The organism is Nitrospirota bacterium (genome assembly GCA_020846775.1).
Taxonomy (GTDB): Bacteria; Nitrospirota; 9FT-COMBO-42-15; order HDB-SIOI813; family HDB-SIOI813; genus RBG-16-43-11.
The window spans coordinates 22,789-36,300 of sequence record JADLDG010000097.1 but is presented as its reverse complement, the minus strand read 5'-3'; the positions used below and the strand labels follow the sequence as shown (position 1 = coordinate 36,300).

12 protein-coding genes and 1 pseudogene are annotated in these 13,512 nt (G+C 44.7%); all 13 read left to right on the top strand.

What is annotated here, in order from left to right; genetic code table 11:
- The first annotated feature begins 30 nt into the window (after window positions 1-30).
- The 13 genes and pseudogenes from IT392_11560 to IT392_11500 all read left to right on the top strand — a co-directional run bounded on the left by IT392_11560 (window position 31) and on the right by IT392_11500 (window position 13,464).
- Window positions 31-819 (top strand): SCO family protein, encoded by a 789-nt coding sequence (locus tag IT392_11560; GenBank protein MCC6545110.1) that lies wholly within the window; start codon window positions 31-33, stop codon window positions 817-819.
- Between the two features lie 15 nt (window positions 820-834).
- A complete protein-coding gene (locus tag IT392_11555) occupies window positions 835-2,463 on the top strand; it encodes a cbb3-type cytochrome c oxidase subunit I (GenBank protein ID MCC6545109.1) in 1,629 nt (542 codons plus the stop codon).
- Entirely contained in the window at window positions 2,460-3,083 is a 624-nt protein-coding gene (locus IT392_11550) for a cytochrome c oxidase subunit 3 (GenBank protein ID MCC6545108.1), read from the top strand. The genes IT392_11555 and IT392_11550 overlap by 4 nt, the downstream gene beginning before the upstream one ends.
- 7 nt (window positions 3,084-3,090) lie before the next feature.
- On the top strand, window positions 3,091-3,387 hold the full coding sequence (locus IT392_11545) for a cytochrome C oxidase subunit IV family protein (protein MCC6545107.1): 297 nt from the start codon (window positions 3,091-3,093) through the stop codon (window positions 3,385-3,387).
- Window positions 3,388-3,390: 3 nt separating this feature from the next.
- Window positions 3,391-4,323, top strand: a complete 933-nt coding sequence (gene coxB / locus IT392_11540) for a cytochrome c oxidase subunit II (protein ID MCC6545106.1) — start codon at window positions 3,391-3,393, stop codon at window positions 4,321-4,323.
- A gap of 355 nt (window positions 4,324-4,678) precedes the next feature.
- Entirely contained in the window at window positions 4,679-5,269 is a 591-nt protein-coding gene (locus IT392_11535; GenBank protein ID MCC6545105.1) for a prepilin-type N-terminal cleavage/methylation domain-containing protein, read from the top strand.
- 306 nt (window positions 5,270-5,575) lie between these two features.
- Window positions 5,576-5,725 (top strand): annotated as a pseudogene (locus tag IT392_11530) (prepilin-type N-terminal cleavage/methylation domain-containing protein).
- A gap of 812 nt (window positions 5,726-6,537) precedes the next feature.
- Entirely contained in the window at window positions 6,538-7,869 is a 1,332-nt protein-coding gene (locus tag IT392_11525) for a hypothetical protein (protein MCC6545104.1), read from the top strand.
- Complete coding sequence (locus IT392_11520; GenBank protein ID MCC6545103.1) at window positions 7,866-8,426, top strand: hypothetical protein; 561 nt, start codon at window positions 7,866-7,868, stop codon at window positions 8,424-8,426. The genes IT392_11525 and IT392_11520 overlap by 4 nt, the downstream gene beginning before the upstream one ends.
- Window positions 8,423-8,977: a hypothetical protein gene (locus tag IT392_11515; protein ID MCC6545102.1), complete on the top strand. Its 555-nt coding sequence runs from the start codon at window positions 8,423-8,425 to the stop codon at window positions 8,975-8,977. Before IT392_11520 ends, IT392_11515 begins: the two co-directional genes overlap by 4 nt.
- A complete protein-coding gene (gene mshL / locus IT392_11510) occupies window positions 8,974-10,545 on the top strand; it encodes a pilus (MSHA type) biogenesis protein MshL (GenBank protein ID MCC6545101.1) in 1,572 nt (523 codons plus the stop codon). Before IT392_11515 ends, mshL begins: the two co-directional genes overlap by 4 nt.
- 52 nt (window positions 10,546-10,597) lie before the next feature.
- Window positions 10,598-12,250, top strand: a complete 1,653-nt coding sequence (locus IT392_11505; GenBank protein ID MCC6545100.1) for a type II/IV secretion system protein — start codon at window positions 10,598-10,600, stop codon at window positions 12,248-12,250.
- Entirely contained in the window at window positions 12,250-13,464 is a 1,215-nt protein-coding gene (locus IT392_11500) for a type II secretion system F family protein (protein MCC6545099.1), read from the top strand. Before IT392_11505 ends, IT392_11500 begins: the two co-directional genes overlap by 1 nt.
- Window positions 13,465-13,512: the final 48 nt, after the last annotated feature.

Sequence of the window (13,512 nt, the reverse complement as noted above, 5' to 3'; positions counted from 1 at the left end):
CGGGCAATTGAGAGGTATTGGTAAATAGACATGGGAGTTTATCTGCTGTTAATACCGATAATGCTTCTTTCCCTAAGTGAGACCGCCCTTTCTGAAGTTTATAACAGAGCAGACAGCCATCATGATGTTGATACAAAACAAATCGGTATAGATGAAAAACCGGGGGGGAATATTCCCCTCGATATTTCCCTGATTGAAGAAGATGGCAGATCAGTAAAATTGACCGAACTAATAAAAGGTCCAACTGTAATTATTCTTGCCTATTACAATTGTATAAACCTGTGTCCAACTGTACTTGAGGCTACTGCAAGGTTGTTAGAGAATACGCGCCTCAAACCGCTTGATGACTTCTCCGTTATAACCATAAGTTTTAACGATTCCGAAACACCTGAGGATGCCGTAAGGGTAAAGAGAGATTACCTCAAGGCAATTGGAAGACCCTTCCCCGATGAAGGTTGGAGATTTCTAACAGGGAAAGCTGCAGAGATTAAACGTCTGACTGACGCAGTAGGCTTCAACTATAAACGCGAGGGGGACGATTTCCTTCACCCTTCTGCACTAATTATCATATCAGGAGATGGGCATATTACACGATACCTGTACGGACAGAGCTTTCTTCCCTTCGACTTTGAAATGGCTATAACTGAGGCGGCGGCCGGCAAGAGCGGTCCGTCTATAAGAAAGGCAATCCTCCTCTGCTTCAGTTACGACCCCGTGGGCAGAAGATATGTCTTCAATACATTGAAAGTTACCGGTATAGTGGTTTTGACATCGGCCCTGGCAATGCTGGTACTTGTAACCAGAAAAAGAAAGACTTGATGTAAACCGGGGGTTATAGTGGATCTATCAAGGGAAGATAATCGAGGATTTTACTTCAGCGAGGGGCGTTCTCCGGGGCTCCTCTCCTGGCTATTCTCATGGATATTCTCAATAGATCATAAACGCATCGCTATCCTCTATTTACTCTCTGCATTAACTTTCTTCTTCATGGGTGTGACTCTCGGATTTCTTATACGGCTGGAACTTATAGCCCCTGGCGCCACAATAATGGAGGCACAGACCTATAACTCGGTCTTTACCCTCCACGGCATCATTATGATCTTCTTATTCATCATCCCCGTGACCACAGGGGTATTAGGCAATTTTTTCCTCCCCATACAGATTGGCGCAAAAGATATGGCTTTTCCGAGGCTTAATCTGCTCTCCTGGTGGTTCTATATAATTGGAGCGTTCCTCGTTTTCACATCTCTTTTCACCGGCAACGGTCCTCCTGATACAGGCTGGACTTTCTATGTGCCCTACAGTATAAAGACTGGGACAAACGTATCCCTTGCGGTCTTTGCTGTATTCATACTCGGTCTGTCTTCCATATTAACAGGGATTAATTTTGTGACAACCGTTCACATTCTAAGGGCCCCGGGAATGAGGTGGCACAAGCTTCCTCTCTTCGTATGGTCTGTTTACGCGACCGCCTGGATACTCGTCATAGCAACCCCGGTTGTTGGAATGACATTTCTCCTGATTCTTGCTGAGAGATTTTTAGGTATAGGTGTCTTTGATCCGCTGAAGGGAGGTGACCCCATACTCTATCAGCATCTCTTCTGGATATACTCCCACCCGGCAGTCTATGTTATGATCCTTCCAGGGATGGGTATCGTTGCAGAGATCATACCTGTATTCTGCAGAAGAGTCATATTCGGTTACAGGGCCATAGCATATTCGAGTCTGGCAATTGCAATCCTGGGTTCGATGGTATGGGGACACCATATGTTTGTAAGCGGTTACAGTTCCAATGCCGCAATGGTCTTTTCCCTGCTCACCTTTCTTGTGGCAATACCCAGCGCAATAAAAGTCTTTAACTGGGTTACCACTATGTACAAGGGATCTATTGTCCTTGAGACCCCTTTTCTTCTGACACTTGCATTTATATTCCAATTTTCCATTGGAGGGCTTTCAGGATTAATGCTTGGCACCCTTTCTTTAAACGTCCATCTTCATGATACAGCCTTTGTCGTCGGGCATTTCCATTACATTGTTTTCGGCGGCGGCGGGTTCGCATTCTTCGCCGGACTACATTACTGGTTTCCCAAGATGTTTGGAAAGATGTATAACAAAAAAATTGCAAATATCTCGGCTGCATTTCTGTTCGTTGGTTTTAACACCCTCTATTTTCCTATGTTCATACTGGGACTGAATGGAATGCCTAGGAGATATTACGACTATCTTCCTGAATTTCAACCATGGCAGATGGTCTCAACCTTCGGGTCGTGGATATTAATAACCGGCCTCATCATAATGTTTGCAAACCTGGTCTATTCGCTTAAAAAGGGGGAACGGGCACCGGAAAATCCATGGGGCGGGGCTACGCTGGAGTGGCAGACGACATCCCCTCCACCGCTGGAGAATTTTCATACTCCGCCGGTGGTAGAACGCGGGCCATATGATTACAGGGAATTATTATGATTGAAGGACCCGGCATTGAAATAGAAGCGGTACATCGGGACCCTGTTGGTTCCCGTATGGGAATGTGGCTTTTTCTCTTTACAGAGTTTTTTTTATTTGTCGTACTTTTCATAATATTCTTTGTCTACCGCAGCCGCTACCCGGAGGATTTCCACCATGCATCGGGAAATCTAAGTGTCCTTATCGCAACTGCAAATACCCTCATACTCCTGACGAGCAGTTTCTTCATGGCAACATCAGTATGGGCCATAAGGGTGGGGAAGAAACACCTGGCTATACTGGCCCTCTTGGCAACCATATTCCTGGCGATAGTCTTCCTGGTGAATAAATATATCGAGTGGAGTGAAAAGATCGGCCACGGTATATACCCGGGGGCAACCGGGATGAAAGACCTCTTAAAGGGCGAAGGTCTATTCTACAACCTCTACTTTATAATGACTGGACTTCACGGCCTTCACGTGGCAGGAGGTATAATATTACTCTCTGTTATGGTGGTCTTTGTAGTCAGGGATAAGATAGTGATGAAGGATTTTGCCATACTCGAAAACTCAGGACTTTACTGGCATCTGATAGACATTATCTGGATTTATCTATTCTCATTCTTTTATCTGGTTACATAGGAGATATATGAATAATACATCTGGTAAATTGGAGAAACACGGGGCCACTATCCGCACATACGTTATAGTCTGGGCCGTGATGGTGGCACTTACTATTGGGGCTGCGGCAAGTGCAACAACATTCAAAGGCAGTCTTTGGGATAAGACTCCAATATTAATCGTCATAATAAAGACCTTTCTTATTGCAGCATTCTTTATGAACCTGAAATACGAAAAGGGCTTTATCAGGATCATGATATTTTTTATCCCGGGGGTAATCCTGATACTGAGTCTCTTCCTCTATTCAGATGTGGGATACAGATAGACTATGTTCAAGACAGCATCAAGCATAATTGGAAAAGATGTTGACAGCACGTTCCTGATTGTTGTGGGGGTCTGCATCCTGATGCTGTGTATTATTACCTTTCTTACGGCATTTTTTATTATCAGGTATCGCAGGAGCAGAAACCGGACTGCTACAGATATACCAGGGAACATTATCCTTGAAACAGCCTGGACCGTAATTCCAGTATTTATAGTCCTCTCTCTGTTCTATTTTGGCTGGAATGATTATAAAAAAAGGACTCAGGTCCCGGCGGATGCCATTAACGTTAGCGTTACTGCGCAGCAGTGGTCATGGTCTTTTGAGTATGAGGGTAACATAAAGAGCAAAATTCTCAAACTTCCAAAAGGGAGGCCGGTAAAGCTGTTACTTGCATCAAATGATGTAATACATAGCCTCTATATACCGGCATTCAGAGTAAAAGAGGATGTAGTGCCTGGCCTCAGGGACAATTACCTCTGGTTTACCCCTGACGAGGTGGGGAAATATAATCTCTTCTGTGCGGAATACTGCGGACTCGGACACTCAAGGATGCTGACTACTGTGGAGGTGATGGATGAGTCGGCGTTTAATAAATGGCGTGAAGATATGATGGCTGAGGTATCCATGTCAGCAAATTTATCCAGTGCAGAGCTTGGGCTCCGCTTAAGCTCTGAGAAGGGGTGTACGGGCTGCCACTCGGTTGACGGCACAAAACGCATAGGACCCTCATGGAAGGGCTTATATCTGAAGAAGGAGACCGTTATAACAGATGGCAAAGAAGTAGTTGTAGTTGTTGACAAAGAATATATAAGGAAATCCATGTTGGAACCGGCTGCAGATGTTGTGAAGGGCTTTCCACCTATTATGCCATCCCAGAAGGGTCTTCTGACAGATAAGGAGATCGAGGCGCTTATAGAATATATAAAGACTTTATGAGGGCTCAGGCCATATATAAAATCAAAACTTCAGATTGAAAATCGGACCCCATTACTTCCATCGCCGGAGCAGGCTGGCTTCAAAGAATCGAGATTATTCCAGGTTTATATTGCAGAGTTTATTCCTTTTGATTGGACAACTGTGCCGTCATTGGTTTGACAACCCCGTCAATAACTACCATTAGAAATACCCCACTATAGCTGTAATTATCCTTATAAATCAATTAGATATGACTTGGCACATGTATTGCTGATACTTGTCTTACAGACAAATATTAGACATTACTAACAAATGAAAGTAACTAACAAAGTAGTAAGTAAAAGGAGAAGAAATGGAGAGGAATAAAATGAGGATGATTCGAAATCAGAAGGGATTTACACTTGTAGAACTGGCAATCGTGCTTGTAATTATCGGGTTGATCCTGGGGGCTGTACTCAAGGGGCAGGAGATGATCAATAATGCCCGGATGAAGAGACTCTATAATATGCAGAAAGAGGTTAATGCCTCTATTAATACCTATCTGGATAAATATGGAAAATATCCCGGGGATGACAACAATGCCAATGCCCGTTGGGGAATCACAGACGGGAATAACAATGGCCTGATCACAGGATTTACCACTAATTGTGCGTCCGGCACCACCACCGAGACCTGTGTCGCCTGGAGAGGATTAAGGCTTGCAAATCTCCTGTCAGGAGATGCAACATCAGCAGTAAATCCAGGCAACCCTTACGCAGGCATCGTAGCGATAGGGACTGTAGCAGTCCAGGGGTTGACCACACATTGGATAGGATTTACAAATGTGCCTTACGATGTATGCCAGCTCCTTGATCAGCAGTATGATGATGGCAGTCCGACCACTGGGTATAATAGTGGAGATATCCGGGGATCAGGCAACTACAACACAGCAACCAGTGGTGCATACACACTCTATTTCAGGTTTTAATTTATCCCGTTTGGGGGAGAGATGACTTTACGTGGAAGGGGAAAAGTTTGCCGCAGGAATGGCATAGAAACCGGGATCTGTCATTTACAGTCAGGACAATTATTAATCTTATCCTCAGGCTGGTTTTACCATCCCTTTCTTGTATATTCATTTTTTCCGGTTATTACGTAATATGGAGCATCTCTCCCGACAGCCTCTTATCAGAAGTTGTCACAAAGACCCGGAGTGGAGTTTTTCTGACTATTTTAGGCGGAATAACACTCATGATATGGATGCACAGGACGTTAAAATAGACATTGGTTCTATATGAAACAGCTGCACCTTATAAAAGGGAATAATGGTTTTACACTTGTTGAACTTGCCATTGTACTTGTGATTATCGGTATGCTGATCGGGATTGGAACCGGAATGATGGGACCCCTTGTTAAGGCAGCCAAACATAATGAGACCAAGGAGATTGTGAATGCAGCAGTTTCAGGAATGATCGGTTTTGGAACTACAAGTAACCGGATCCCCAATACAACAGAGTTCCCATCTATCGTAAGGACCCCAAAAGACTCCTGGAATAACTCTCTATTATATATTCCGGATGCGAATCTGATAAACACATCAGCAGGGGGGATATGCGGGAGAAAAACGACCGGTATCAGTATTATTTTGTGTGCCGACTCAGGTTGTGCAGCACCGATTAGTTCTATATCCAATATAGCATTTGCAGTAATCAGCGGAGCTGCAAATTTCAATATTCAGACGGCTAATACAGGCGGGAGCGTGCGGGTATACAATCCGGATATTCCAGGCATTGATAATTACGCCGCTGATATGACACGGTTTGAAGACTACGATGATATAGTCCAGTGGATGACCCTCGATGAGCTCAGGATAAGGGCCGGATGCGTCGGGGCACAACTCAGGATTATCAATAACGATCTTCCTTCGGGCAAGTCCGGAAGTTCTTACAGCGCCAAAGCCTTTTCTGACGGAGGGGTGGCCTACTCCGCTGGCGGAAAATACAAATGGTGCCTGCAGGGAAGCCTGCCAGCCGGACTTTCCCTTTCCCCTAACACAGCGAGTCTTAACTGCAGCGGATTGGCAGAAGGATCATGGGGGCAGTCAGATACAATGGGATTATCAGGAACCCCAACCTCTGCAGGGAGTTTTAATCTGATCATCTTTACAAGAGATAATAATGACCCCGTCGGGTCCAATGACAATATTGCACAGAGGTCTTACGTAATTACTGTAAATCCTTGAGGTAGATGAGTGAAATGAATAATACCGTTGTCGTGAGCTTTGAGAACCAGGAAATCAGGGTCATTTATGCCACCTCGAAAAAGGGGGGACTTTTTGTAAGAGATGCTATCACTTTGAATGATGCTCAGTTCGAAGAATTTCTGAGGAGTGAAAAGACAAAGGAATTTATCGTCGCAGGTAATTTCAGGGAGACCTACCAGGATACTATCACTGTGCCTTTCGTAAAGAAGAAATATCTGGATAAAATCATCAAATTTGAGATTCAGAAAAAATGTCCATTTAAGGATTTCTCCTATATCTATTATCTCTCAGGAGAAAAGATTGTTGAAAACAGGAAGACACTTGAGATATTTGTCCTTGCTGTCAGGAACAACGAAGTAATGAACCTGATCACCAGATTTACGAATATGGGGAAAAAGGTCACGGCGGTCTATCCGGATATCTTTGCTCTGGCACGGATGACGAGGACGGACGGGAAATATGGACTGAGCGTGTCCGGTGCAGGTCATAACAAGAACCTGTTTCTCGTCAGGGATGGCAGGATAGTGCTGGTCCGGGAGGCTAATTCACCGGAGGCAGACATGACAGACTATGACATGAGGAATATCGAGATGACTGCAAATTATTGCAGGCAGACTCTCAGGATTAATCCCTCATTCATCATACTGACCGGAACCCTCTCCGGGAACTTCAATGTATCTGTAGACAATTCCCTTCCTGTTATTTGTATGATCCCCCCTCCGGAAATTCATATGGACAACCGCATCTTTCTGGAATATATGACTGCCGTGTCAGCGCTCTGTGCTGATAAAGGGTGCGATATTGCGCCACTCAGCTACAAAAACTTGACGTTCTTAATGCAATTCCTCAGATACTCCACTGCGGCATTTTTCTGCCTGGCTATCCTGTCAGTTATTTACACAGCAATTGTTGTCATGTCTATCCTTCCGCTCAGAGAGGGGTTTCAGAATGCTGTAAGAGACATGCCGGAAATAGACAGGATTCTCTCAACATATGAGAACGAGATGTCCGGATTTACTAAGTACAGCACACTCATTTCCTCTTTTGAAAGGTCTATGGAAAAACCTGACATTTTGGATTTGCTCAATGCATTTGCCCGAATAAGAGGGGGGAGGATAAGGGTTGACTCCCTTGATATTTCATCAGATGAAGGGGTGCTTCATTGCAAGATTGAAGGGAGAGCCTTCACTGAAAACTATGCTGAAGCCGGGCGTGCATACGAGAAATTTATAGGATCTCTTGCCGATATTCAGGGGCTGTCGGTTACAAAAAATATATTTGAACTGAAAGATAAAAAATTATTTGTGGAGGCGGATTACAGATGACCCTCACAAGGGATCTAAGAAAGGCACTCTATCGTCATCTGACAGCAGGAACATTGCTTGCCGTGACGCTTTGTCTTCTTATCCTTGCCGGCAAATATAAGAATAACCTAATTAAGGCTGCCACTGACCTGGATGCCATACGCAAGAATGCGCTTAAGATGGAACATGTCACCAGTGTAATGAGAGAAAAGCAGACTTCTGCTATTCACCTGCTGCCGACAGATTATAACTCCAGAAGCCACCAGGAGATTCTGCTACTTTGCCTTGACAAGGTGAGAAGCTCCATCTCAGAGACTGATATCATCATTGGAAATATCGTTGAGGAGAACGGTCAGATCACACTCCCGGTTACCCTGGAATTCAGCGTCAGCCAGTACCATGAAGGTTTGAGCAACATCGGATATCTCCGTGGACTTAGATTCCCATATTTCAAAATTCGTAATATCAGTGCTAAAAGAAATGAGGAGAGTCGTGAAATCACCTGGACAATTGCGGGATCCTTCATAATTCCGTCTGGAAGGATTACGGGAATTCCGGACAGGAGGGCTTCACGGTGATTGATACAAGGACAAAGATACTGGTAGTGCTTCCATTCTGTATTTTAGTTGCCGCTGTCTTGCTGATTAATGCGATTAATCTGGAGCACCGTATCCTGAGGCCTGGCCAGCGTCAACTGCTGCATTTTTCTCCTGATGAATCAGTGTTGGGAATTGATAAGACGGACCCTGTAATGGACATTGCCCCTATATTACAGACAAGTTTATTTAATTTTGATAAAGCTCAAATTAGCGCCAGTGGTGAGGTCAGGCGTATTTCTGAGAACAAGAGTGTTTCTGAAAGAATTGAGTACGGCGTTACATCTGCATCTGTCAGCAGGAGTTTTCAGAGAGAGGATGTCCTGCCAAATCTGGCAGGCAATAATGCCAGGGTTAATCCGAAGCTGACGTTTATAGTATTGAATGGCAGACGCAGTTTTGCAATAGTGGACGACCGTCTCTTGCATGCGGGTGAAACCACGGGGGGCATGACTATTCAAATGATTGAAAAGAACAGGATTCTAATTAAGGACAAGACAGTCAGATGGATATATATGGAGGAAGAAAGATGAATAAATTTTGTGGTCGTGTACCACGTTCTGTGTTGATGGGACTCCTTATCTTGTCGCTTACTGCATCGTGTGCGTCTGACAAGTTTGCAAGAAAGGCTCAAGCGTTGGAGTCATTCTCAACAAAGGCCGGCATCCCCCCTGAGGAAGTCAAGGTTGAGGAAAAGGCTGAAATAACACCAAGGATTGAATCCGCTCCTGTAAACGAGGAAATATCATCATTGAAGACAAAAACGATCTCAATATCTGCGCGAAATACGCCTCTCAGAGATGTCCTGTATACAATTGCTGAATCTGCCTTTCTGAATCTGGTCATAGAAAGGGGTGTAGATCCTGAAACGCCGGTCACTATAACTCTCAAGGATATGAATATACAGGATGTCCTTGATACGGTACTCGCTTCGGTTGATTATTTTTATACAGTCAGGAACAATATTCTCACTATTAAATTTATGGATACAAGGATATTAGAATTCGGACAACCTTCTGTGATCCAGGACTATTCCATTATTGTGGGCGGGGATATGCTGGGAAACACAAAAACCGGTTCAGCCGGCGTCAGTGGTAATATCACACAGAAGATTGAAACAGACAAAGATTCCTTCAAATTCTGGGACTCTGTTGAGAGAGGTATAGCCGGGATTCTAAATATTCAAACAAACCAGCAACAATCAAAGTCAGGATCATCCGGGTTTAGCGCCGGTTTTAGTATTAACAGGATGACCGGGACTATCGTGGTAACGGCATCGAGAAAGGATATCAGCAGGGTTGAGAATTATATCAATACCCTTAAAAAGACCCTCAGAAGACAGGTGCTGGTAGAAGCCCGTATTGTTGAAGTGCAGCTGACTGACAGCATTCAGTATGGAGTTGACTGGAGCTTCCTTGGAAGGGGGTGGGATAATGTTGGCAATCTTGCCGCTGGGACTACCGGATTTACCAGTCCACTCAACTCCCTTCCCAATTTCAATCTTTCTCTGACGGGCGGCGATTTCACCTCCCTCCTGAAGGCGCTGCAGCAGCAGGGTAATATCAACGTCCTTTCAAACCCGAGGATGAACATTATGAACGGTCAGACTGCGTTCCTGAGCGTTGGAAGAAAGGTGGACTTCATTTCAAAAGTGGAAACCACGTCAACTGGAACCTCAACCTCTGTACCTACAGTCACCTACTCTGTTGAGACGAGCAGTGTGCTATCGGGGATTGTGTTCGGTATTGTTCCGTACATCAGCGCTTCAGATGATAATAATATAACCCTTACCATTTCGCCTATAATCACCGATCTCGTCAAGCTCAACAATAAAACTATCGGGGCCGCAGGTAACGCTGTCGAGCTTTCCCTTCCAACGGTTGACTTGCGGGAGCTAAGCACGACGGTTCAGGTCAAAGACGGTCAAATGGTCATTATAGGAGGGCTGATTCAGAATAAGGATAGGCTGGCAGACAACAATGTTCCTTATCTTGCCAATATTCCGGTTATCGGATACCTGTTTAAAAACCGTGACAGGAGCTATGAAAAAACTGAACTGATTATCATGCTTAAACCTCTCATTGTATCTGATCCCATATAGATTCTCTGAGATAGACATGCAGACTGTAAGTCACGTGCAGGAGAAATAAAATATGGCGACACTTAAACTTGGTGATTTACTTATTTCCAAGGGGCTTCTAAGCAAGGATCAATTCATGGTAGCGATGGCAAAACAGTCTATCACAGGGGCCCTCCTTGGAGAAACACTGATAAAACTCGGGTTTGTCTCATCTCTGGAGATGGGACAGGTGCTGGCTGAGCAGGCAGGGATTGAGTTCATTGATCTAAGCAGGTATGCCATTTCCGACGAAGCCCTCAAGCTGGTCTCCCGTGAGATTGCTGAATCTACGGGCTTCATGCCACTGGAAATAGAGGATGGCGTTTTGAGCATAGGCATGATTAATCCCAATAATATTCATGCTATAGATGTTGCTACTCGTCTCAGCGGAAAGGCCCCGAATGTTTACATGGTCGCTTCGGAAACCTTTTATGAAACTCTCGAAAAGGCATACTTCTTCCTGAAGAACCCTATACATCAGAGGATAGAAGCCATTATCAGTGACCTGAAAAGGGGAGTCGAGGTCTCCGGGACTATGATCTCCTCGTTGACGGAATTCCTGATTATGGACGGCATCAGGAGAAATGCATCAGACATTCATATTTCTCCGGAGCATGAAACCCTGGACATCTTTTGCAGGATAGACGGCGTACTACAGTATATATACTGTCTTCCAAAGTCGGTGCACAGCGGTGTAATATCAAGAATCAAGATTTTATCAAACCTTGACATTGCAGAACAGAGGCTTCCACAGGGGGGCTCCTTCAGTTTTCCTCTAATGAATAAAGTCTATGAGATTCGCGTCTCTCTTGTACCGACGATTTACGGTGAAAACCTTGTAATGAGGGTGCTTAGCGGGACGAGAGCACTTTTGAGTATGGTAGGGCTGGGCTTTGAGGAGCATGACACGAAAGAGTTGAAGCAGCTTTTTTCAAAACCTCACGGTATGATTATTGTCGCTGGTCCTACTGGGAGTGGTAAGACTACGACCCTCTATTCAGCGCTCAGGGAGATAAATATCATTGAGAAGAACGTATTGACGGTTGAGGACCCGGTGGAATACAAGTTGAGCATGATCAAACAGACGCAGGTCTCCTCAAAGTCAGGATATGGCTTTGCCGTGGCAGGAAAAAGTTTCATGAGGCAGGACCCTGATGCAATGCTCATTGGAGAGATCAGGGATGAGGAGACGGCCCGGATCGCCATCAGGGCTTCTATTACGGGACATCTGGTGTTGAGCACTATCCATACCAATGATTCGGCTACAGTCATCCCGCGCTTGATAGATCTTGATGTTGACCGTTTTCTGCTTTCCTCAGCCCTTCTGGCCGTTATTTCCCAGAGGCTTATAAGAAAGGTATGCGGTTATTGTCGAAAAGAGCATATCTTTGCCCCCGGAGAACTGACAGAACTGGGTTTTGCTGAAGTTGAAGGAAAAACAATGACAGAATACAGGGGTGAAGGTTGCCGGGCATGCAATCATACCGGCTATATCGGTCGTACCGTTATTGGTGAAATTCTTATTGTATCAGATGAAATTAAGGACCTCATCGATTCAAATGGCGCTGTAAAATCAATATGGGATTCTGCCCGAAGAAATGGCATGAAACCCATGAGGGAGAATGGGATCAAAAAGGCTATGGATGGGATAACAACCTTTGAAGAGGTGCTGAGGGTGGTTGGATAATGGCATTTTATTCGTATTCAGCCGTGAATAGTGAAGGCATCCTGATCAGGGGGGCAATAGAGGGGAACAATCCAGAGAATGCGCGTGATGATATCTCCTCATCCGGTCTATATGTTATTACACTCAGGAAATTAAACCCTGTAAGTTCATCCATCCGTAAATTTGCTGACATGAGGAGCATCAGGCGGCCTGAGATTATTGAGTTTGCAAAAGACTTCTCCATCATGCTGAGATCCGGCATCCCTATCCTGTCAGCCCTTTCTGATATAGCCGATGGTATGGATAACAAGTATTTTCAACAGACTATTTACAGCATACGAAGGAAGATTGAATTTGGATCCAGTTTCTCCGATGCAGCTGCCGGCTGTCATGTTTTTCCGGATATCTTTGTCCGACTCAGCAGGGTGGGTGAAGAAACCGGCAATCTTGAAAGAAGTTTCTCAGATGTGGCAATCCACCTTGAGAAGATGGAAAACCTTTCCTCTTCCATCAAGAGGGCGCTCATCTATCCTGCCTTTGCCATAGTTTCAACCCTGGGTGCCCTGTTATTCTGGCTTATATACGTCCTGCCTAAGGTGATGGAGATATTTAAAAACATGAGTCTGGACTTACCCCTGCCAACAAGGATACTGCTGTATATGAGCGATTTCTGCAGGAATTCCTGGTACATGCTGCTGATCACTCCAGTCGTATTGCTGTTTGGCATCAAGCTGCTCAGACGACGGCAAAAGACCCGATATTATCTTGATCTTTTAACAATAAAACTACCTGTGATTAAACATGTTACCTACAACAGGCTCCTTGCCCTCTTCTCTGAACAGTTAAGAATACTTACGGTTGCCGGTATTACCATTGACAGGTCACTTGAGACGATTTCTGACGTGATTGGCAATGAGGTCTTTAAAGACTCTGTTTTCAGGATAAGGGAGGAGATCGCCCTGGGGAGCAGGATATCGGATGCTATAGGAAAGCAGAAGGTATTTCCAAAACTGGTTACAAGAATGATAGATGTGGGAGAGACGAGTGGAAATCTGGATGAGAAATTTCTACATCTCTCAGACCATTACCTCAGGGAACTTGACGATATTTCCCAAAAGATAGGTACGATGATTGAACCGATCGTCATTGCTGTAATAGGGCTTCTCTTTGCGCTGATTATCATGGGACTGCTGCTACCTGTTTATGATCTTGTAGCAAAGATAGGAACCGCATGACTTTATTTTAATTTTTTGGACTCAGGGAAGATCCCATCAGGATGTCGC

What these genes read in the sequence shown, in the direction of transcription:
- mshL (MCC6545101.1), top strand. Translation starts at nt 8,974, where the DNA reads ATGAATAAATTTTGTGGTCGTGTACCACGTTCTGTGTTGATGGGACTC.
- IT392_11560 (MCC6545110.1), top strand. Translation starts at nt 31, where the DNA reads ATGGGAGTTTATCTGCTGTTAATACCGATAATGCTTCTTTCCCTAAGT.
- IT392_11550 (MCC6545108.1), top strand. Translation starts at nt 2,460, where the DNA reads ATGATTGAAGGACCCGGCATTGAAATAGAAGCGGTACATCGGGACCCT.
- IT392_11545 (MCC6545107.1), top strand. Translation starts at nt 3,091, where the DNA reads ATGAATAATACATCTGGTAAATTGGAGAAACACGGGGCCACTATCCGC.
- IT392_11525 (MCC6545104.1), top strand. Translation starts at nt 6,538, where the DNA reads ATGAATAATACCGTTGTCGTGAGCTTTGAGAACCAGGAAATCAGGGTC.
- IT392_11505 (MCC6545100.1), top strand. Translation starts at nt 10,598, where the DNA reads ATGGCGACACTTAAACTTGGTGATTTACTTATTTCCAAGGGGCTTCTA.
- IT392_11520 (MCC6545103.1), top strand. Translation starts at nt 7,866, where the DNA reads ATGACCCTCACAAGGGATCTAAGAAAGGCACTCTATCGTCATCTGACA.
- IT392_11500 (MCC6545099.1), top strand. Translation starts at nt 12,250, where the DNA reads ATGGCATTTTATTCGTATTCAGCCGTGAATAGTGAAGGCATCCTGATC.
- coxB (MCC6545106.1), top strand. Translation starts at nt 3,391, where the DNA reads ATGTTCAAGACAGCATCAAGCATAATTGGAAAAGATGTTGACAGCACG.